The sequence below is a fragment of the Providencia sp. genome, from assembly GCF_052096715.1.
Taxonomy (GTDB): domain Bacteria; phylum Pseudomonadota; class Gammaproteobacteria; order Enterobacterales; family Enterobacteriaceae; genus Providencia.
On sequence record NZ_JBQDNB010000009.1, the window covers coordinates 23,725 to 42,505 of the forward strand.

At 37.4% G+C, this 18,781-nt stretch carries 19 protein-coding genes; 7 read left to right on the forward strand and 12 right to left on the reverse strand.

Annotated features, from left to right (window positions below; translation table 11 throughout):
• Nucleotides 1–161: 161 nt before the first annotated feature.
• Entirely contained in the window at nt 162–1,361 is a 1,200-nt protein-coding gene (locus ACTH6U_RS09175; RefSeq protein ID WP_294105968.1) for a sugar transporter, read from the reverse strand.
• Nucleotides 1,362–1,842: 481 nt separating this feature from the next.
• On the opposite strand from ACTH6U_RS09175, the gene ACTH6U_RS09180 reads away from it, so the two are divergent.
• Nucleotides 1,843–2,064 (forward strand): DUF2594 family protein, encoded by a 222-nt coding sequence (locus ACTH6U_RS09180; protein WP_294105965.1) that lies wholly within the window; start codon nt 1,843–1,845, stop codon nt 2,062–2,064.
• Between the two features lie 453 nt (nt 2,065–2,517).
• Here the strand turns inward: ACTH6U_RS09180 and htpX are convergent, their stop codons facing one another.
• The 5 genes from htpX to ACTH6U_RS09205 form a co-directional block, all read right to left on the reverse strand.
• Nucleotides 2,518–3,399: a protease HtpX gene (gene htpX, locus ACTH6U_RS09185; protein WP_294105962.1), complete on the reverse strand. Its 882-nt coding sequence runs from the start codon at nt 3,397–3,399 to the stop codon at nt 2,518–2,520.
• 464 nt (nt 3,400–3,863) lie between these two features.
• Nucleotides 3,864–4,517 (reverse strand): cell envelope biogenesis protein TolA, encoded by a 654-nt coding sequence (locus ACTH6U_RS09190; RefSeq protein WP_294105959.1) that lies wholly within the window; start codon nt 4,515–4,517, stop codon nt 3,864–3,866.
• A gap of 186 nt (nt 4,518–4,703) precedes the next feature.
• Nucleotides 4,704–6,746, reverse strand: a complete 2,043-nt coding sequence (gene prc, locus ACTH6U_RS09195; RefSeq protein WP_294105956.1) for a carboxy terminal-processing peptidase — start codon at nt 6,744–6,746, stop codon at nt 4,704–4,706.
• A gap of 19 nt (nt 6,747–6,765) precedes the next feature.
• Complete coding sequence (proQ, locus tag ACTH6U_RS09200) at nt 6,766–7,455, reverse strand: RNA chaperone ProQ (protein ID WP_336429955.1); 690 nt, start codon at nt 7,453–7,455, stop codon at nt 6,766–6,768.
• Nucleotides 7,456–7,565: 110 nt separating this feature from the next.
• The gene (locus ACTH6U_RS09205; RefSeq protein ID WP_294105951.1) at nt 7,566–8,048 is read right to left on the reverse strand and encodes a GAF domain-containing protein; all 483 of its coding nucleotides are present in this window, start codon (nt 8,046–8,048) and stop codon (nt 7,566–7,568) included.
• 133 nt (nt 8,049–8,181) lie between these two features.
• Here ACTH6U_RS09205 and yebS point away from each other — a divergent pair, with 133 nt between their 5' ends.
• From yebS to ACTH6U_RS09220, 3 genes are all read left to right on the forward strand, one after another.
• Complete coding sequence (gene yebS, locus ACTH6U_RS09210) at nt 8,182–9,408, forward strand: membrane integrity lipid transport subunit YebS (protein ID WP_336429951.1); 1,227 nt, start codon at nt 8,182–8,184, stop codon at nt 9,406–9,408.
• Nucleotides 9,383–11,722, forward strand: coding sequence for a PqiB family protein (locus ACTH6U_RS09215; protein ID WP_294349871.1), 2,340 nt, complete (start codon nt 9,383–9,385; stop codon nt 11,720–11,722). Before yebS ends, ACTH6U_RS09215 begins: the two co-directional genes overlap by 26 nt.
• Before the next feature lie 147 nt (nt 11,723–11,869).
• Nucleotides 11,870–12,103 carry a DUF1480 family protein gene (locus ACTH6U_RS09220; protein WP_294105946.1) on the forward strand — a complete coding sequence of 78 codons (234 nt, stop codon included), beginning with the start codon at nt 11,870–11,872 and terminating at the stop codon, nt 12,101–12,103.
• A 388-nt stretch (nt 12,104–12,491) separates the two neighbouring features.
• Here the strand turns inward: ACTH6U_RS09220 and ACTH6U_RS09225 are convergent, their stop codons facing one another.
• The 4 genes from ACTH6U_RS09225 to ftnA form a co-directional block, all read right to left on the reverse strand.
• Nucleotides 12,492–12,842, reverse strand: a complete 351-nt coding sequence (locus ACTH6U_RS09225) for a YebY family protein (protein ID WP_294105944.1) — start codon at nt 12,840–12,842, stop codon at nt 12,492–12,494.
• A gap of 67 nt (nt 12,843–12,909) precedes the next feature.
• Complete coding sequence (gene copD, locus ACTH6U_RS09230) at nt 12,910–13,806, reverse strand: copper homeostasis membrane protein CopD (RefSeq protein WP_434719035.1); 897 nt, start codon at nt 13,804–13,806, stop codon at nt 12,910–12,912.
• A 1-nt stretch (nt 13,807) separates the two neighbouring features.
• On the reverse strand, nt 13,808–14,194 hold the full coding sequence (gene copC, locus ACTH6U_RS09235) for a copper homeostasis periplasmic binding protein CopC (RefSeq protein WP_294105939.1): 387 nt from the start codon (nt 14,192–14,194) through the stop codon (nt 13,808–13,810).
• Nucleotides 14,195–14,483: 289 nt separating this feature from the next.
• Nucleotides 14,484–14,987: a non-heme ferritin gene (ftnA, locus tag ACTH6U_RS09240; protein WP_294105937.1), complete on the reverse strand. Its 504-nt coding sequence runs from the start codon at nt 14,985–14,987 to the stop codon at nt 14,484–14,486.
• 295 nt (nt 14,988–15,282) lie between these two features.
• On the opposite strand from ftnA, the gene ACTH6U_RS09245 reads away from it, so the two are divergent.
• On the forward strand, nt 15,283–15,513 hold the full coding sequence (locus ACTH6U_RS09245; protein WP_294105935.1) for a DNA polymerase III subunit theta: 231 nt from the start codon (nt 15,283–15,285) through the stop codon (nt 15,511–15,513).
• A gap of 92 nt (nt 15,514–15,605) precedes the next feature.
• On the opposite strand, the gene yebF is transcribed toward ACTH6U_RS09245, so the two are convergent.
• Together yebF and ACTH6U_RS09255 are read right to left on the reverse strand one after the other, a co-directional pair.
• On the reverse strand, nt 15,606–15,971 hold the full coding sequence (gene yebF, locus ACTH6U_RS09250) for a protein YebF (protein WP_294105933.1): 366 nt from the start codon (nt 15,969–15,971) through the stop codon (nt 15,606–15,608).
• Between the two features lie 201 nt (nt 15,972–16,172).
• Nucleotides 16,173–16,436, reverse strand: a complete 264-nt coding sequence (locus ACTH6U_RS09255) for a YoaH family protein (protein WP_294105931.1) — start codon at nt 16,434–16,436, stop codon at nt 16,173–16,175.
• Between the two features lie 154 nt (nt 16,437–16,590).
• Here ACTH6U_RS09255 and pabB point away from each other — a divergent pair, with 154 nt between their 5' ends.
• Nucleotides 16,591–17,961, forward strand: a complete 1,371-nt coding sequence (pabB, locus tag ACTH6U_RS09260) for an aminodeoxychorismate synthase component 1 (RefSeq protein WP_441832060.1) — start codon at nt 16,591–16,593, stop codon at nt 17,959–17,961.
• Nucleotides 17,954–18,514, forward strand: coding sequence for a CoA pyrophosphatase (locus tag ACTH6U_RS09265; protein ID WP_441832061.1), 561 nt, complete (start codon nt 17,954–17,956; stop codon nt 18,512–18,514). Before pabB ends, ACTH6U_RS09265 begins: the two co-directional genes overlap by 8 nt.
• Nucleotides 18,515–18,781: the final 267 nt, after the last annotated feature.

The following is an 18,781-nucleotide window of genomic DNA, read 5'->3' on the forward strand; positions in this document are numbered from 1 at the left end:
TGGATAAATCGAGCTTTTGGTTGTAAATATTAATCATCGCCATAGTTAGCTACACTATGCTTAGCTACAACCATATTGAATAGACAATATACGCGTGTTATTTAATTATATAGTCAAAATATGCTGCCTATAAAATAATACTTTCATGACAATAAAATTAATTAGTGAATGCTTGATTGAGGTAATTTATCCTTAAATGATTCTTTATAGCGTTTAAAAATATAAATACACCAAATCAATGAGATAATACCAAATGCTGCACCAACATAGCCAATATACGTCATACCCATATGGATGATAACTTGATTACCAAGTAATGCCCCACCACCAATCCCAAGATTAAAAATGCCAGAATAAATTGCCATAGATAGATCGGTCGCGTCGGGCGATAAGTCAATGACTTTGACCTGCATTCCTAAGCCAATACACATAATCGCTATTCCCCAAAATATCGACAGAGGAATAAGGGACCCTATATCTCCGCCTAGCGGCATCAATAATAGTAAGCAGACAGTTAATACACCAATTGCAGTAGGTAAAAAAGTTAATGCATATTTGCTACTATAACGACTAAAAATAACACTGCCAACAATACCTGCGGCACCGAAAATAAGCAGCAATATCGTGGCAAAATTTTGACTTTGTAAAGCAACATCTCGTACAAATGGTTCAATATAGCTATATGCAGCAAAATGTGCAGTAACAACGACAACCGTCAATACGAATATACCCACCAGTGCGGGGCGCTTGAATATGATAGGCAAACTTTTTAAAGATCCCGAATGCTCACTTGGTAAGTGAGGCAAAAAGCGTATAAGTGCAATCATTGTGACAGCAGCGATCGCACCTATAGATAAGAACGTCATGCGCCAACCTAAAAATTGTCCAATTACTCGACCAATAGGTAAACCCAATACTGTTGCTAATGCTGTGCCCGTTGCCAATAATCCTAACGCCTGCGCTTTTTTACCTGCTGGTGCAACTCGGATAGCAAGCGATGCTGTAATTGACCAAAATACAGCATGTGATAATGCGACACCAACTCGAGCGCCTATAAGCGCGTCAAAACTCCATGCAAAGCCCGAAATAATATGGCTAATAATAAAGACAATAAACAAGAATACTAACAACTTACGCCGTTCAATCTTACTGGTTAATAGCATCAACGGTAATGACATTATTGCCACTACCCAAGCATAAATCGTGATCATCAGCCCCGTATGGGCCACTGTCATATCAAAACCTTCAGCAATATCACTTAACAATGCCACAGGCACAAATTCTGTTGTATTAAAGACAAAAGCAGCTACTGCTAATATCACAACTCTTATCCATGCTGTTTTTCTAGAAACCTGAGTCATTGTCTAATACCAAGCCTTATTTTTCCATGCGTTAATCTGCACAAAAAATACAATACCATTGCGCAAAACAACAAAAAGGGAGATTAAGATAAAAGCAACTTTAACGATGACTAAAATGTATCGAGGCACAATTTTACGTGTTGCCGTCGCTACATGTTTATTTTCGCCTTGTGTATGCTATAGAGAATTATGTGAATCATATCACACTATGAGGCATTTTTTAAAGATGCTCTAACTAAGAATGTCAATACAAGACAATCAATATTCAATCTTATTACTTTTCAATAAATACAGCTGAACATTCAGATTAAATTGCCCACTTATGCTTTTAATAACAAAAATAAGACAATCTTGTTGATACTATCCTCATGCACAGCCATTTCTACCACATTATCATTAATACCACTTATGTTAGAACACATCGGGATTTTTTCTGTGCTACAATCTGCGAATTACTGTTTATTATTAAAGGAATCTCTAAATGAAAACCCATTTCCCTACCGAGCCTGATGTTAATACCCTTGCGGATGAGATCACTTGTTTAAAAAATTTAGTCACACATATGCTTAAAGCGATTGGCCAAGCAGATGCAGGTAAAATTTTAATTAAAATGCAAAGAGAAGTCGCATTAATTGAAGATGAAAAACAAGCAGAAACATATAAAAATACACTAGAGCAGATTAAAGCAGGCTATCGCCAATAGAACATTTAGCGATAAATGCTATTTATAGCATATAACCGTATAAAAGCGGTTTATACTGCACAAATAACTAAGTTTCATTTATCTAAATAGCCTATCTTTGTTCATGAATTAAACCATTCTTTATTCATTTAGCTCCCCCTTCAGAACCCTATGAAGGGGGCTTTTTTTATCAAAAAATTAAAGTCAGCTGATCAATATCGCTCTATTTAGCTAGCACTCCACGTTCATCACTAGATAAATATACTTAGCTCTATTTTCTAATTAAAACAGACATTTCATATATATTTATAATTCAGTACTAAAAGTTAGTATTTCTAGACCATAACCTTTGAATAAAAGCTTCTATACCAAAAATTAAATACCTTTGAACATAAAAAAGCCACTCAATAAATTTTGAGTGGCTTTTACTTCATTCAAATTATTATTTAACTTGTCATTTGATCTATGCAAATACTATTTTAAATACTGTCCTGAGCGCAGCGCTTCAATACGCTTGTCTAACGGTGGATGTGATAAAAATAACTCACTAAATGCTTTACCGCGACCATTAATACAAAATGCCATTAAGCGCCCTTCTTCTTGTGGCTCATAGCTAGTTTTTAATCGTTGAAGCGCAGCTATCATTTTTTCTCTACCCACTAACTGAGCAGAACCCGCATCGGCATGAAACTCGCGGTGACGAGAGAACCACATCGTAATAATGCTAGCAAGTATCCCAAATACAATTTCTAATACCATTGAAACTGCAAAATAAACCATGGGATTGCCGTTGCTACTTTCATTTTCATTATTATTGTTTGACATAAATCCAGCAACAAGCTGTGCAATAATACGAGAAATAAAGATAACAAAGGTATTCACAACACCTTGAAGCAACGTCATTGTCACCATATCACCATTAGCAATATGACTAATCTCATGCGCAATAACCGCTTCTGCCTCATCTCGGCTCATGTTTTCTAACAAGCCCGTGCTAACAGCAACAAGAGATGCGTCACGGCGAGCTCCCGTTGCAAATGCATTTATATCAGGCGCATGATAAATCGCAACCTGAGGCATTTGAATACCTACCTGTTGTGCTTGACGCCCTACAGTGTTTATTAGCCATCTCTCTACATCATTACGAGGTGACTCAATAACTTCACCACCAACGGATTTAAGTGCCATCCATTTAGACATCAATAGAGAAATGAATGCACCGCCAAAACCAAACAGCCCAGCCATGATCAACAAACCTTGAGCACTACTGCCTTGAATGCCCGTTAAACTTAAGATTATCCCAAACACAAACATAACCGCTAAGTTTGTGAGCAAGAATAAAACAATTCTCATCATTTTTATGTATTCCTTGGTAAAAACAGATATCACGTAGAATTTACTTTATAAATAAGGTTTTTTCACACTATTTCAAGTCAATTAACATGAAAAAAGCAAAAAACGACATAACTTTACATATAATATGAATAGATGCCTCAAAAAAGATTGTTTTCTTGCAATATTATATAAAATGATACTGATAACTCACTGTTTTTAAAAGTACAAAAATTATCATTCATTTTCTAGATTATTAACTTTTAAAATTCAAGGCTTGATATCAACAGCATACATATGAGTAACCCTCTAGTTTCCGCAATCTTATACACAACATGAGACTAGAGACACATATTTAACTTTTTATTTATCAAATTTAATTCATTCTTACTATCTCTATTAGTATGCAATGATGACAATAAAATACCATCTCACGTCAAATGAGATGGCATCTATTCAAAATAATGATAAATGTCGATAGGTTAAAGTTAATTAGTCGTATTTTTTGGCGCTTTTTCTTTGGTATCTTTTACGGTTTTCTCTTTTGCAACTTTAGTTTTTTCTTTATCAGCGGCTTTGGTCACTTTTTCTTTTGTGGCTTTAGTCGTATCTGTACCAGTCGCCTTAGCAGCTTTATCCTTTACCACTTTAGTCGTGTCTTTATCAGTATCTTTGGTCGCTTTTTCTTTTGTTGCTTTAGTCGATTCTTTATCAATATCCTTAGGTATTTTTTCCTTTGTCGCTTTTAGTGGCTCTTTATCTACTTTCTTCGTGGTCGTACTTTTTACGTCTTTAATTTTATCAGCAGTGTCATCTGATGCTTTGCCAATTTTTTCACTGGTCTTCTTATTTGCTTTTTCACTCGTCGTTTTAATTGATTCTGTTACAGAAGGCTTGCTTGATGGCTTTGAAACACTCGCGCCAGCTACACCCGCTTTACTGTTAATTGAATTTTTTAAGTCTACAGTACAGACCTGTTCAGAGCGGCTCGTTGAGCCATCATTACAAATAAATTGGCCGCCATCACAACGATCAATTCCACCCTTACTGCCTGAACAAGGATAATTCCTTGCATTAGCGGTACCTAATGATGAAATCACTATAACGATAACCGCAATCAATCCTAAAAATAATTTATTCATTGGCATTACCTCATTAATAAGGAACATACCCTAAAAGTTTAGGATAAATTAAGCAAAGGTAAAGAAATCTATAACTAATTGAAGTTGAGAGTTTTAAATATTGCCAGTGAACTAATAATGTAAATGTAATACACACAAAAAAGCCAGCTTTCGCTGGCTTATTGAATAATCTATAGCCGAATAAATTTATTTTTGGTTAGATAGCATCTTGGTATTCTGCTTAGCCAGATCTATTGCCATTTTAACCGTTTCATCCAAATACGGATCTGGACCTTCGTAATCCTTAGGTAAGTCCTCAAGTGACTTAAGTAATGGTTTACCTGCTTTGGAATTACGTTCATTTATGCGTTTTAGCTTAGTCGCTTCAATTTCATTATCTTCTTTTTCTCGCTCCGCATAATTAAGTGATATCAGATTCTTACTCTCTTTATTCACCTTATAACGTGCAATATCTTCATCAATATAATTAAATTCAGGGTCTTTGCTAATACGATCTAAATGCTTGGTTTTTATGACAGATAAATCCCCAGCAACATTACCGGCCTTAGTATAGTTTGCAGGCGGAATACTATCCCAAGGAAGCGCGTTATCCTCAAAGCTCTCACCTGTTTCCGCAGGATCTTGCCCTGTTGGCATGACAACATCAGGTGTTACACCTTCACGTTGTGTACTACCCCCGTTAACACGATAAAACTTCTGAATGGTATATTGTACTGAGCCTAACGACGGCCATTCTGGTTTTAACATTTGATCATAAACACGGCTCAAGCTTCTGTGTTGCTGAACGGTACCTTTACCAAAAGTTGGCTCACCTACAATTAACGCTCTGCCATAATCTTGCATTGCTGCTGCAAAAATTTCTGATGCAGATGCGCTAAAACGATCAACAAGCACGACTAATGGGCCTTTGTAATAAACAACATCGTCATCATCTATGTCTTGGCGAACTTGTCCGTTGTTATCTCTAACTTGGACAACTGGACCTTTAGGAATAAACAAACCAGATAAAGAAACCGCTTCTGTTAATGCACCACCACCATTACCTCGAAGATCAATAATCAAGGCTGATACATTATCTTTTGCCATATTTTGCAGTTGAGTTTTAACATCATTAGTTAACCCAACATAAAAACCTGGAATGTCTAATACAGCAACTTTATCTTTACCTTGTTGCTTAATTGTCAGTTTTACAGCTCGATCTTCCAGTCGGATCTGCTCCCTTACTATAGTGACTATATGTGGCTTAGCCCCTTTAGTATCAGAAACAACCTCTAGCCGTACTTGACTACCTTTAGGGCCTTTAATTAGCGCGACAACATCATCAAGACGCCAACCAACGACATCAACAATTGGCTTACCAGTTTGGCCGACCCCAATAATTTTATCGCCTACTTTCAGCTCTTTACTTTTAGATGCAGGACCGCCCGCAACTAAGGAGTTAATGACTGTGTTTTCGTCATCTTGCTGTAATACTGCGCCAATCCCTTCGAGTGATAAGCTCATCTCAGAATTAAATTGCTCAGTATTACGCGGAGAAAGATAACTGGTGTGAGGGTCTATTTCACGAGCAAAAGAATTAATAATGAGTTGAAATACATCTTCACTTTGCGCCTGAGCCAAACGTCTTAACGCAAAATTATAACGTTTAGTCAGCTTTTCTTTTATCTCTTTGTCATCTTTGCCAGCGAGTTTTAGATTTAGCCAATCATATCGTACTTTTTGATCCCAAAGCTTATCAAGTTCTTGATTATCTTTAGGCCAAGGCGCTTTCGAACGATCAACTTCTATTGAATCATGTGCATCAAGATTCATTGGCTGATCGAGACGAGCAAGGGCATATTTAAATCGTTCAAAACGCCTTTGTTGCGAAAGGTTATACAGGTCATAAAATTTATCTAACTTGCCATCTTCAAGCCACTGGCCAACTTTTGCTTTATCTTTAGCATATTGGTCTACATCGGATTGAAGTAAAACATTATGTCCGAAATCTAACATATTCAGATAGCGGTCAAATATTTTCCCAGAAAACTCTTCATCTAAATCAAACTGACGATAATGGGAACGAGTGAATCTTGAACTCACTCTTTCACTCACTGTGCCATGTTGTACATTCTGTTTTAAAACAGGTAACTGGGAAGCAGTGACTGGCGTCACTGCTTGAGTATTAGCAATTGCACTGCCGAAAGTCGCTAAACTAACAACAAGTGCTATTTTAAGAAGCTTGTTCATGACCTGATGGACCTCCGTATCAGAACTTTAAATGTTCCGCGCGCACAATCATTGCCAGTCCACTTGGCAATTGAACCCTAACACCGTCTTTAGCAATTTCCATTACAGAGGCATCCATTACACTCGACCCAACTTTAACTTTTAAAGATTGGCCAATTTGTAATGCATTGATATCAGTTACTGATTTCAATGTTTGTTCTGGTGCAACGTTATTACGACGTGGGGTTTTTGCAGGCGTGTTTTGCGGGCGTTCTTTATTGTCTGACGGACGGCGTCGAGGCGCATTTTCTTTTGCAGCTTCAGGGCTACGAGCGGTTTTTTCACTCGGCTTTTTAGCGGCAGGACGTTTTTGCGCTTTTTGCTCAGCACGTTGTGCTTGAACTCTTGCTTTCGCTTCAGTTAATTGCTGACGTGCATGTGCAATGTGCTCTGCGTCTAATTCGCCACAGTCATCGCCATTCAAATCAACACGTTTAGCTCCCTCTTTAACACCGTAAAGATAACGCCAGCTAGAGGTATACATGCGCAACGCAGAACGTAGCTGCGTTTTACTAATACCATCTTCTTCGGTCAGACATCCTACGATATCTTGAAAAATTCCGACTTTTAACGGACGAGCTTCGCCTTCAGCGATAAAACAACGTGGAAAACGCTGCGCTAAAAATGCGATTACTTCTTTACTACTTTTCAACTTAGGTTGATTTTCCATGAAATTTCCTGATAACAACAATTTTGCCAACCTCACGGGCATGAACAAGCCGACATTATAATCGTGTTGCTGACAATTGCCACGTTACTATTAATTTAACATACCAATATTTAGTAATATTTTGGCGTAGAACACATTCCCAGGTGTTGACACAACTGGTTTACAATGTGTTGCAACCCATCCTCATCTTCTTGGTCGAACTGGTCGAAATTTGGGCTATCAATATCTAAAACACCGATAATTCGCCCATTTACCGCTAAAGGAAAGACTATTTCAGCGTTACTTGCCGCATCACAAGCTATGTGACCTGGGAAAGCATGAACATCTGCCACACGTTGAACTAGATTGTGACTAAAAGCGGTTCCGCAAACACCTTTGCCAAACGCTATCCTGACACAAGCCACCTTTCCTTGAAATGGCCCTAGCACCAACTCTTGTTCATTACTCAAATAAAACCCAACCCAGTTCACACCATCTAGACGTTCAAATAGCAACGCACTGGTATTCGCCAAACTTGCAATTAAATCATATTCTCCTGCCAGTAAGCTAGATAGATTAGCTGAAAGTTCGAGATAATACTTCTTTTTATCCATAGTTATTTCTTGTATTTATCAAGTAATTAAAAAAATCATCAATAAGAGTAGCGTTAAGGTTACCAATTTGTGACTTTGTCGTAAATTTTTTTACACTAGATTACATCATAGTTAACCCATACAATAAGCGCATATGAATCAAAGTAATCATACTGACATGATTTTGCAACGCTGTTGCTACTGCAACCAAAAAATACATTTACCTAACTTTAGTGTACGACAAGTCATTGTTTGTCCACAATGTTTAACTCAACTTGATGATGGCCGCTCGTGGTCATTAAATCGCTTATTGATACTTGCAATCACCCTATTAATGCTTGCTCCTATCGCTTTTTGGCAGCCATTGATATCGATTAATTTGCTGGGAGCACAGATTAACGCCAATGTTATCGAAGGAATAAGGTTAATAAATCAACAAGGCGACCCTTTTACCGCTAGTATTGTGGCTTTTTGTGCGATCGTTGCACCATTATTATTACCGACCTGCATTATTTATCTATTTATTGGTCAACGCTTAAATTTAAATCTACGTCCGATTTTATTAATTCTTCGCCACCTAAAAGAGTGGGTGATGCTCGACGTATATCTTATTGCACTTGGAATTGCGTCCATAAAAATGCAAGACTATGCCACGGTATATATCAATAACGGCTTAATTGCTTTTATTACAATGTCAATTGTCAGTTTATTAATCATCATTCACATGAATATTGATCGGCTTTGGCAATATTTTTATGTAGTAGAAGATGCACCTAAAACTGAAAACACGTTGACTTGTACTGCTTGCCATTATACTGGGGTTCCTAATTCACAGGGGAAATGCCAACGTTGCCATCGCCCTTTACATTACAGAGAACCACTCAGCCTCCAAAAAACGTGGGCAGCTTTACTTGCCGCAATAGTATTACTCGTTCCTGCAAACTTATTACCTATATCAATTTTTTATCTTAACGGAAAACGTATAGAAGATACCATTTACTCAGGCGTTGTTTCATTAATCGACTCAGGAAATTGGCCTATTGCCATTATTGTATTCATTGCCAGTATTCTGGTGCCATTTATTAAAATTATCATCATGATATTGCTACTATTTTCAATTCAGTTCAACAGTAAAACTGATCCTGTGTTACGCATGAAACTGCTTAAAATTGTTTCATGGATAGGCCGCTGGTCCATGCTTGATCTATTCGTGATTGCATTAATGATGACACTCGTCAATCGTGACCAGTTAATGTCATTTACTATGGGGCCTGCGGCCTTATACTTTGGTACAGCTGTTATTTTGACCATACTGGCCGTTGAATGGTTAGATAGTCGTCTTATTTGGGATTCTTATGGAAAATCAAAATCAACAAAATGACCCTTCTGAACCCGTAGAAGATGTCATCTTACGCAAAAGAGTCAGTATCTCACCATTTTGGCTACTCCCTCTTGTTGCAGTATTTATTGCGGGTTGGCTTTTATTTCAGCATTGGGTAGAGAAAGGAACTGAAATCACTATAGAGTTCTCATCTGCTCCCGGTGTTGTTGCAAATAGAACACCCATCCGATACCAAGGTGTCGAAGTTGGCCTTGTCCAGTCCGTGACTATCAGTAAAGACATGAAAAGCATTATCGTGACGGCAAGCGTCAATAAAGATATGCGTTCAGCACTCACATCAGGGACGAAGTTTTGGTTGGTCACACCGAAAGCCTCCCTTGCAGGCGTTTCAGGATTGGATGCTTTAGTGGGGGGGAACTATATTGGTATGTTACCCAATGCAGGAGATGAACAATATCAATTTGTTGCGCAAGATAGTCCCCCTCAGCTCAATATTGATGACGGTGAATTGCTCATTTATTTGACAGCTAAAGATCTTGGTTCACTCAATGAAAATTCGGCTATTTATTTCCGCAAAGTCCCTGTCGGTTATATCTCTGATTACTCTATTTTACCGGATGATAAAGGCGTTTCTATTGCCGCCGTCATTGAGAAACGCTATGCCAATTTAGTTCGAGAAAATAGCCAATTTTGGAATGTATCCGGTGTTGAGGGTGAGATTAATTTAAACTCCGGTGTAAATGTAAAAATGGAAAGCCTTTCCGCTGTAATTAACGGCGCGGTTTCATTTGATTCGCCATCAGGGAGTAAACCTGCACAAGAAGGCCAACAATTTGTATTGCAAGCCAATAAACAAGATGTAAAACAGCACCAACAACAAGAGAAAGATAACCTTCGCCTTTCTTTATGGGCTCAAGATACCTATGGCGTCAATGATGGGCAACCCATTGTTTATCGCGGTATCAAGATAGGCGAAGTGTTACAACGTCACTTATCTGATGAAAAAGTGAGTTTTAATATCACTATTTTTGATGAGTATCGTCATCTTGTAAAAAATGACAGCAAATTTGTGGCTAACAGCCGCATTGATATGCAATTAGGCCTTAATGGCATACAATTCCAAGGCGCTGCACCTCAAGAATGGATTGAAGGTGGTATTCATTTACTTCCCGGCAAGGGGAAAGAACCACTTCCTGATGAGTTCCCATTATACCGCAGTGACGACAATGCCAAAGCGGGTATCCTCGGGTCTGCACCTCCAACCACAATAACATTGAATGCATCGAGCCTTCCTGATATTCAAACAGGTTCTGTCGTACTATATCGTCAGTTTGCGGTCGGAAAAATTATTGCCATTAAACCGACCGATAGCAGCTTTGATGTCAAAATTCACATATCAAGTCAATATCGGCATTTATTAACAGATAAAAGTGTATTTTGGGCTGAAGGCGGTGCAAAGGTTCAGCTCAATGCAAATGGTTTAACCGTTCAAGCAGCCCCTCTTAGCCGCGCAATAAGCGGAGCGATCAGTTTTGATAATATACAAACGGGCTCACTCGACTCCGTTCGCCAGCATACACTTTATTCGACAGAAACTGCGGCAAGAGCAATTGGAAGTGCTGTCACATTAACCACATATGATGCATCAAAATTATCTGAAGGTATGCCAATACGTTACTTAGGGATCAATATTGGTCAGATTGAATCGCTCAAACTATCTGCTGATAATCATGAGGTCAGAGCTAAGGCCATCCTCTACCCCGAATATGTGCAAGCGTTTACTAAACTCGGCAGCCGCTTTGCGATAGTAACCCCTGAGTTATCACCTGCTGGATTTAATAATTTAGACTCCCTGCTACAGCCTTATATTAGTGCTGAGCCGGGTAGAGATAATAGAAATCGTTACCAATTTGAATTACAGACTGCCAATATTACTGACTCTCGTTATTTGGATGGTCTGACTATCTATCTTGATGCTAGTGAAGCAGGTTCAGTACAAGTTGGCACTCCAATCTTATTTAGAGGCTTAGAAATAGGAACTGTCACCAGTTTATATTTGGGAGAGCTTTCCGATCGTGTTTATGTGGTAACGCGTATTGGCAAAGAGTATCAATATTTGATCCGCGACAATACCCAATTCTGGTTATCTTCAGGGTATAACCTGACCTTCGGCCTAACGGGCGGCGTAGTGAGAAGTGGGACATTCAAGCAATTTGTCCGTGGTGGTATTTCTTTAGCAACACCGCCTACTATACCACTTGCACCTAAAGCTAAAGGTGAACAACATTTCATTCTAAAATTAGAGCCACCTGCAGATTGGTTAGACTGGGGAACCGCTATTCCTAAGAAATAATCCCTATCGAGGTGCATGCTTGCAATGCATTGCACCTCCCTTACTTTTCAAGTAAAAAAATATTTTGGAAATCACTTCCAATTATACTATGCTTAATTCTGTTGGCCTGAGTTTTTCAACCTTAAAATTGACGATAGAGGTATAGCTATGAGCATAGTGACATTGAAAATATCATCCTATGAAATAAATGATGCCATCATGTCGAGTCAAAAAAGCGACACGATAAGTATTCCTTGTGATTCCGATACGGATTTTTGTATGCAATTAGATGGTTGGGATGAACATACCAGTATTCCCGCAACTATCGATGAGAAGCCTGTACTACTCTATCGCCATCACTACGATAAAGATAACCACCATTGGATAATGAAGTTAGCTTAATGACACCATGTCATAATGATGAGTTATTTTTATGCAAGATATGATGAGCAGCAAACTAATAGGCAAAAAAAGAGGCCTGGTAGATTCCGATTACCTGGCCTTGGGAAATGGCTCTGGCAGAGCCGTGCGCTAAAATTGCCATTGAGACGTAACAAAGTACAATTTAATACTAGCCTTCAACTCACGTTCTTACCACTTTAATTAGCCATTATTTTACATATTATTAACACAATTTATTGCTTAATTTTCTAAGATTGAACTATTTGTTTAATAGGTTATACCTATATGTTTAATTACTCAAACCTTTCAACCTTATAACCAATTAATAAATAACAGAAAAAATCCAATTAAGTTGTATTTAAAATAATTTGAAATGGATTTATAACTACTATTTATTATCACACAGCTTTTGAGCTTCAATTTGCAATGGCTTAATTCGCTCTGCCGTTGTCTTATCTGTATCCTTTGGTGCCAATAAGATATCAATCGGTTGTGCTTTTATTTCTTTTTTCTCCATGAGGGATGTTGCAATATCATTCAAAGGATACTGCATCAAAGTTGCTGGATTAATAACAACCATGGCACCATTACTGCGACATTCCAACATCACTTCTTCTCGTGTAAACGGCCATTCATCACCAAACTGTTTTTTACTCACAGTTGTCAGCGGTGCAGCAATAGCAGAACCCATCATTATTCCGCTGAGTAATAACGAACAAATAATTAATTTATATTTCATTAAAATGACCTTGTAAAAATGATAAAGCAGCTATTATCAGCCTGTTATACTCGATTTAAATAACAAATTAAGCAGGCTGATACGTTGCAAATATAGAAACGACTAATATAGCCATTGTACCAAGCAATAATTCAACCCAGCTATTAATAATCAAATAATTTACACGTCCCTTCTGTTTGATACTTGGTACGACGATATATCGATTGACCAAAGCAAGTAACACCATCACGCTGACTAAAACTATTTTTAACCATAGTAATGATTGATACTCAGTAGCTGAATAAACAAAAGGCCAATCAGGTAACAACGTCATTGAACTAATTACGCCAGTGATCAGTACTAACCCAACCGCAATGTGCCCTATTCGCGAAAAACGCGTCATAGTGCATATGATTTGTTTATCAATTCCTGCCACCAATTCTTTTTTATGGCGTAAAAATTGTATACAGATTAAAAATGGCCATAAGCCACCAAACCAATATGCAGCACTAATAAGATGAATAAATTGATTAAATCGATGAAGTGTTCCAGTTAGGCCATCGTACATTGCCGCATGACCAATAAATGCATGCAAACCTAACATCACAATAGAAAGCATAAGAACGAGGTGTAATCGAATTTTCATTGGACGAATAAATATTACGCCAAATAAAATAACTGAACACAATAATTCCCAGCGCCAAACCTGGCCGAAATTTGTACCCAGTACACCCTGCCAAACGCTCCAATCGAGGGTATCTTGCCATCCATCACCCATTAATCCCGCTTGTGCAAACATCCAAGCAAATGCGGTTATTGATGAAAGTGCCGCACTAAATATAATACTTTTATTTAGATAGCGGCTTAACAAGTAACTAAACTGGCCATAACTAAGTATAGCCGCAAAAATTGACATTCCACACATCAACATTGCAGCTATAAAATGAACAAAGCGAATGAGCGTATAAAAAGCTTCCAGTGACATATTATTTCACAGTGAAACTATATGTTCCTTTAGTTTTATGACCATCCACAGAAACAACACTCCAGTTGACATCGTATTTACCGATCGCAAGCTTATCTTCAATAGGAACAATCACTTTCGTATCATTAGCTGGATCAAGAGTAGCTTTACCGGTTTTAATATTTTGACTTTCAGGGCCAACAATATCCACCTTAGTAAAGTTAATTTCTATTCCTTCAGAGAAATTCAGAGTAATGGATTCAGGTACTTGCTCTACCGCGGCGCCTTCTGCCGGTAGCTGATCTTTTAGATGAGCATGGGCAAAAGCTTGTTGGAATGACATGCCTAAGAATAGAACAGCAATAGCACTCAGTTGACGCCATGAAGATTTAATATGGTTAATTGGCATTATAACCCCTTAATTTGCAGGTGAATTTAGATTTATTGCCAATCATTATACGGAAAAAAAGCAGTTTTACCGCTTAAAAGAGAGATTTAAAGACCTAGCATGTGAGTTTTAACACAAAATGAAAATAAAAAAGCTTATCCTTCATACCTCAAGCGGCTTAACTACAGATTTATATAACAACTCGGGGCACATAAATAACTATGTGCCCCGAGTTAATTTATCTTATCACTCAGGTTCCCTAGCAATGATAGGAAACTAATTGAGTGTTAACCGACTTTATCTATAGTAACTAGATATGCGCAGCTGTTGACATGTTCTTGAGATCTTTATCCAGCAAGAATAGTGATTTACCTGATTCTCCCACCATGTCCAGTTTATCAAGAACAGATTTAAACAATTTTTCTTCTTCGTGCTGTTCTGAAACATACCACTGCAAGAAGTTAAATGTTGAGTAATCTTGAGTACTCATCGCCAAATGCGCTAATTTGTTGATCTCAGCCGTAATAAGCTTTTCATGCTCATAAGTTTGGGCAAATACATCACCAATTGATTTAAAATCAACTGGCGGCTCATTAATTTGACCTAGGCGTGGCAAAGCACCGGTATCACTAAGGTAATCAAATAAGCGTTGCATATGCTCCATTTCTTCTTGAGAGTGTGCTTTCAAAAATGCAGCTGCGCCTTCGTAGCCTTTATCACTACACCATGCACTCATTTGCAAATAAAGATTTGCAGAATAAAACTCAAGATTTAATTGCTCATTTAATTTTTTAATCATGTCAGTAGTTAACATATTTATACCTTATTGGTTAATAACTCATGGTGCTATTATGCACAGTATTAAAATAATTAAAACCCCAAAACAATATTAAAACAAAAAAATACAAATTACTGATTATTAATAACATTTAGTAAGAAAAATAATAATCAATCTCATTATCTTTCATCATTTTTTAATCTATATAATCAACGTAATAATAGGTTAAATATAGGCGATTTAATCTATTATTTAAAATAAATGTATTGAGATTTTTTCTCATTTAATTGCTAAACTCTCCTGAGATTATATTTAATTGCAGAGATCCGACATGAGCCATAACCTAGCTTTGCTACCTAAAGATGAAATGGACAAAATCAATACCGATCTATTAGCTTCAGGAGTCGCATTTAAAGAACGCTATAATGTACCGATCATTCCTGAGGCCGTTGAACGTGAACAGCCAGAGCATCTTAGAGAGTATTTTAGAGAACGTTTAGTTTATTATCGTCAATTATCTCAGCATTTTGCTCGTCTTCCCTATGAGCCAAGAAATCGCTAGAATTACACATTATATTTACAGATTAACGTTATAAATGTGCATAAAAAAGGAGAACCTAATGATTCTCCTTTTTATTAATGCATTGTAAAACTCTAATTAAGGGTATTATAAGTAATGGTATCTTGCTCACAATCAACTACAACTCGATATTGTAAATCTGATTTTGAACCTCTTACCGTTAGCGGTATTGTGTAACCCGAGTCAGTTTTAGTGACGTCATTATCATTAACCCACGCGATCGCTTTTTTACCTAATATCGCTTTCTCATCAGCCCAACGCGGTAACCGGTTATTAATAAAATCTTTTTTTACCTGTGCCGCAATTTGTGGTTCGGTTAGATTTTGACAACTGACAAACGCAGCCGCTTTACCTTCGTCCTTATTAACACTCATAGCAACAGAACTAAAAATCAGAGCACAACCACCTAAAATAACAGCTATTTTTCTATTAACTTCCATACTATTCTCCGACACCCATGCTACATAGGCTAAAGTTTAATTAGTTTTACTACTCATTTATGGATTAGTGATATTTTTATATCCCTATTTTTAAGACACCTTTAATTTATTCTTTAAAGTATTTCTTATGAGCAGAATGCGTTAACTAATCTTAAACTTATCAGATTTACACATAAATGTTAATAGGATGTTTATTTTGTATTAATTTTCGTATTCACCGTCATCTTCATCTGAATCGTCGTTTTCATCTGTATTTTCATATTCGTTCGCATTATTATCTTCGTTTGCATCTTGTTCTTCAAAGATAGCGTGAACTTGTTCTCTTCCTTTATGGCTCTCTCTAATTTCCTGTGCAATAATTGCGATGGCTTCACCACTACTCATTCCATCGGCTATGAGTTGATGAATTTTGTCGACGGCTTCTTGCTGTTCTTCATGGTTTAGTACTGGGATGCCTGAAAGCATGTTAAAACCTCATTAATTAAAGATTAAAATTAATTGTACAGAAGTGAATTGTGCAAATTTTTAATTAAATTTTAACAGTTCTTGCCTTATTAAGATAAGATTATATGTTAATCTCACACTATCCACTTACGAAACCTAATTTTAGTTCACCATAATGGTCATCAATAAAATTCAATTACCCTACAGCCCTGATGTGGCAATCGATTTATTTACTCCCTTAGCGCACCAGCCCTGGGCTATGCTCTTACATTCAGGTAATGCGCAACATTCACATAATCAATACGATATTATTGTTGCCGACCCTATAGCTACCATTATAACAAGTGGCGGACAAACAACAGTAAATGAAAGAAACGAAAACGCTTATATCCCTGATGATGCACCGTTTGAAGTCCTTCAACAACTTATTGATAAATATAAAGTACCCAAATTAATTGATACAACACTTCCTTTTAATGGCGGTGCCATGGGAATTTGGAGTTATGATTTAGGCCGTTATATTGAAAAAATTCCAGAAAGTGCAGGCACTGATATACAATTTCCTGATATGGCCGTTGGTATTTATTTATGGACAGTAATCATTGATCACCACAATAAAACGGTGACATTAATTAGTTATGATGATGCAGACTCCCGATTAACTTGGTTAAAAAAGCAAAAAGCACCGCGTAAAAACACCTTCAAATTGAGTACAGATTGGCAATCGAATATGCCAAAAGCGCTTTATCATCATAATATTATGCAGATCCATGAATATTTACGTAATGGTGATTGCTACCAAATCAATTTAGCTCAAAGATTTAAAGCTAAATATAAAGGTAACGAATGGGATGCATTTTTAACTTTAATAGAAAGTAATCGTGCACCTTTTTCTTCTTTTATACGACTCCCCGACAATGCTGTCATCAGCATTTCACCCGAGCGTTTCATTTTATTAAAAAACGGTGAAATTCAAACTCGCCCTATCAAAGGGACATTACCCCGATTAGATGATGCAGAGGCTGATATCGCTCAAGCTGAGAAACTGGCTAACTCGCCGAAAGATCGCGCTGAAAACTTGATGATAGTAGACTTACTACGCAATGATATTGGCCGTGTTGCCACTCCAGGTACAGTCAAAGTTCCTGAATTATTTGTCGTTGAAGCATTCCCTGCGGTGCATCATTTAGTCAGTACCATTACCGCAACACTGAGTCCCCAATACACAGCAACGGATTTATTACGCGTTTGTTTCCCGGGCGGTTCGATTACAGGCGCCCCTAAAATCCGAGCGATGCAAATCATAGAAGAGCTTGAACCTCATCGCCGCCATGGCTATTGTGGCGCTATAGGCTATATTAGTTTCTGTGGCAATATGGATACCAACATCACTATCCGCACATTATTGACTTATAAAAAACACATTTTTTGTTGGGCGGGTGGTGGTATTGTTGCAGATAGCCAAGCGGATAAAGAGTATCAAGAAACGTTTGATAAACTGTCTCTTATTTTGCCTTTACTGGGAGAACTAAACCTCGATGACTGAACTGAATGATTTTATTAATCGCTTTCAGTTTACATTACCACTTGCCCGTCAACCAATTAAACAGACGGGTAAGTCTGCTGCCGTTTTATTGCCAATTATTAACAAAGTCAATCCAACGTTGCTACTAACGCAACGCTCCCCTCTACTACGCTCACATGCCGGACAAGTTGCCTTTCCTGGTGGGATGAGTGATCCAGAAGATAGCACTATAATAGCAACAGCCCTACGAGAGGCCTATGAAGAGGTTGCTATTCCACCAGAAAAGGTACAAGTTCTTGGTCAACTCGCGCCAATGCAAAGTTATGGTGGATATCAAGTCACTCCGGTTATTGGTTTATTACCGGATAATCTCACTTATCAAGCTAACCCTAGCGAAGTATCTTCTATCTTTGAAGTTCCTTTATTTGATGCGTTATCTATCCAACGATATAAGTACATAGATATCAAACGCGCTGGTCGTCCAAACCGAATATTCTTCTATTGGTACAATGGACACCTCGTTTGGGGTCTCACCGCCGCAATTATCCATCAATTAGCATTACAACTTAACTAAACACCCTCGCTTTACTGTTCTGATATATTTACCATAATAATCAGGAATATTTAGCATAAACGTCTGGGTGGCATTTTTATCTAAATTATTTTTTCATAGACAATAATTCTTGTTTCAACGCTTTTTAAACTTAATAAAATACAATTTGTGCTATTAATGACCAATTCACCTAACGAAACTACCTTATTTTAAAAAATACTTTAAACTTACTGGTTAACACTACTAAATAACAGTAAAGTAGCGCCTTTTAAAATAAATCACTATATA

Bases quoted from the DNA above. Each gene is read 5' to 3' on its own strand.
- ACTH6U_RS09180 (WP_294105965.1), top strand. From the start codon at position 1,843: ATGAAAACCCATTTCCCTACCGAGCCTGATGTTAATACCCTTGCGGAT.
- ACTH6U_RS09215 (WP_294349871.1), top strand. From the start codon at position 9,383: ATGGAAAATCAAAATCAACAAAATGACCCTTCTGAACCCGTAGAAGAT.
- yebF (WP_294105933.1), bottom strand. From the start codon at position 15,971: ATGGAAGTTAATAGAAAAATAGCTGTTATTTTAGGTGGTTGTGCTCTG.
- ACTH6U_RS09225 (WP_294105944.1), bottom strand. From the start codon at position 12,842: ATGAAATATAAATTAATTATTTGTTCGTTATTACTCAGCGGAATAATG.
- ACTH6U_RS09255 (WP_294105931.1), bottom strand. From the start codon at position 16,436: ATGCTTTCAGGCATCCCAGTACTAAACCATGAAGAACAGCAAGAAGCC.
- ACTH6U_RS09205 (WP_294105951.1), bottom strand. From the start codon at position 8,048: ATGGATAAAAAGAAGTATTATCTCGAACTTTCAGCTAATCTATCTAGC.
- ftnA (WP_294105937.1), bottom strand. From the start codon at position 14,987: ATGTTAACTACTGACATGATTAAAAAATTAAATGAGCAATTAAATCTT.
- ACTH6U_RS09175 (WP_294105968.1), bottom strand. From the start codon at position 1,361: ATGACTCAGGTTTCTAGAAAAACAGCATGGATAAGAGTTGTGATATTA.
- ACTH6U_RS09190 (WP_294105959.1), bottom strand. From the start codon at position 4,517: ATGAATAAATTATTTTTAGGATTGATTGCGGTTATCGTTATAGTGATT.
- htpX (WP_294105962.1), bottom strand. From the start codon at position 3,399: ATGATGAGAATTGTTTTATTCTTGCTCACAAACTTAGCGGTTATGTTT.
- ACTH6U_RS09245 (WP_294105935.1), top strand. From the start codon at position 15,283: ATGAGCCATAACCTAGCTTTGCTACCTAAAGATGAAATGGACAAAATC.
- prc (WP_294105956.1), bottom strand. From the start codon at position 6,746: ATGAACAAGCTTCTTAAAATAGCACTTGTTGTTAGTTTAGCGACTTTC.
- copD (WP_434719035.1), bottom strand. From the start codon at position 13,806: ATGTCACTGGAAGCTTTTTATACGCTCATTCGCTTTGTTCATTTTATA.
- ACTH6U_RS09220 (WP_294105946.1), top strand. From the start codon at position 11,870: ATGAGCATAGTGACATTGAAAATATCATCCTATGAAATAAATGATGCC.
- proQ (WP_336429955.1), bottom strand. From the start codon at position 7,455: ATGGAAAATCAACCTAAGTTGAAAAGTAGTAAAGAAGTAATCGCATTT.
- yebS (WP_336429951.1), top strand. From the start codon at position 8,182: ATGAATCAAAGTAATCATACTGACATGATTTTGCAACGCTGTTGCTAC.
- ACTH6U_RS09265 (WP_441832061.1), top strand. From the start codon at position 17,954: ATGACTGAACTGAATGATTTTATTAATCGCTTTCAGTTTACATTACCA.
- copC (WP_294105939.1), bottom strand. From the start codon at position 14,194: ATGCCAATTAACCATATTAAATCTTCATGGCGTCAACTGAGTGCTATT.
- pabB (WP_441832060.1), top strand. From the start codon at position 16,591: ATGGTCATCAATAAAATTCAATTACCCTACAGCCCTGATGTGGCAATC.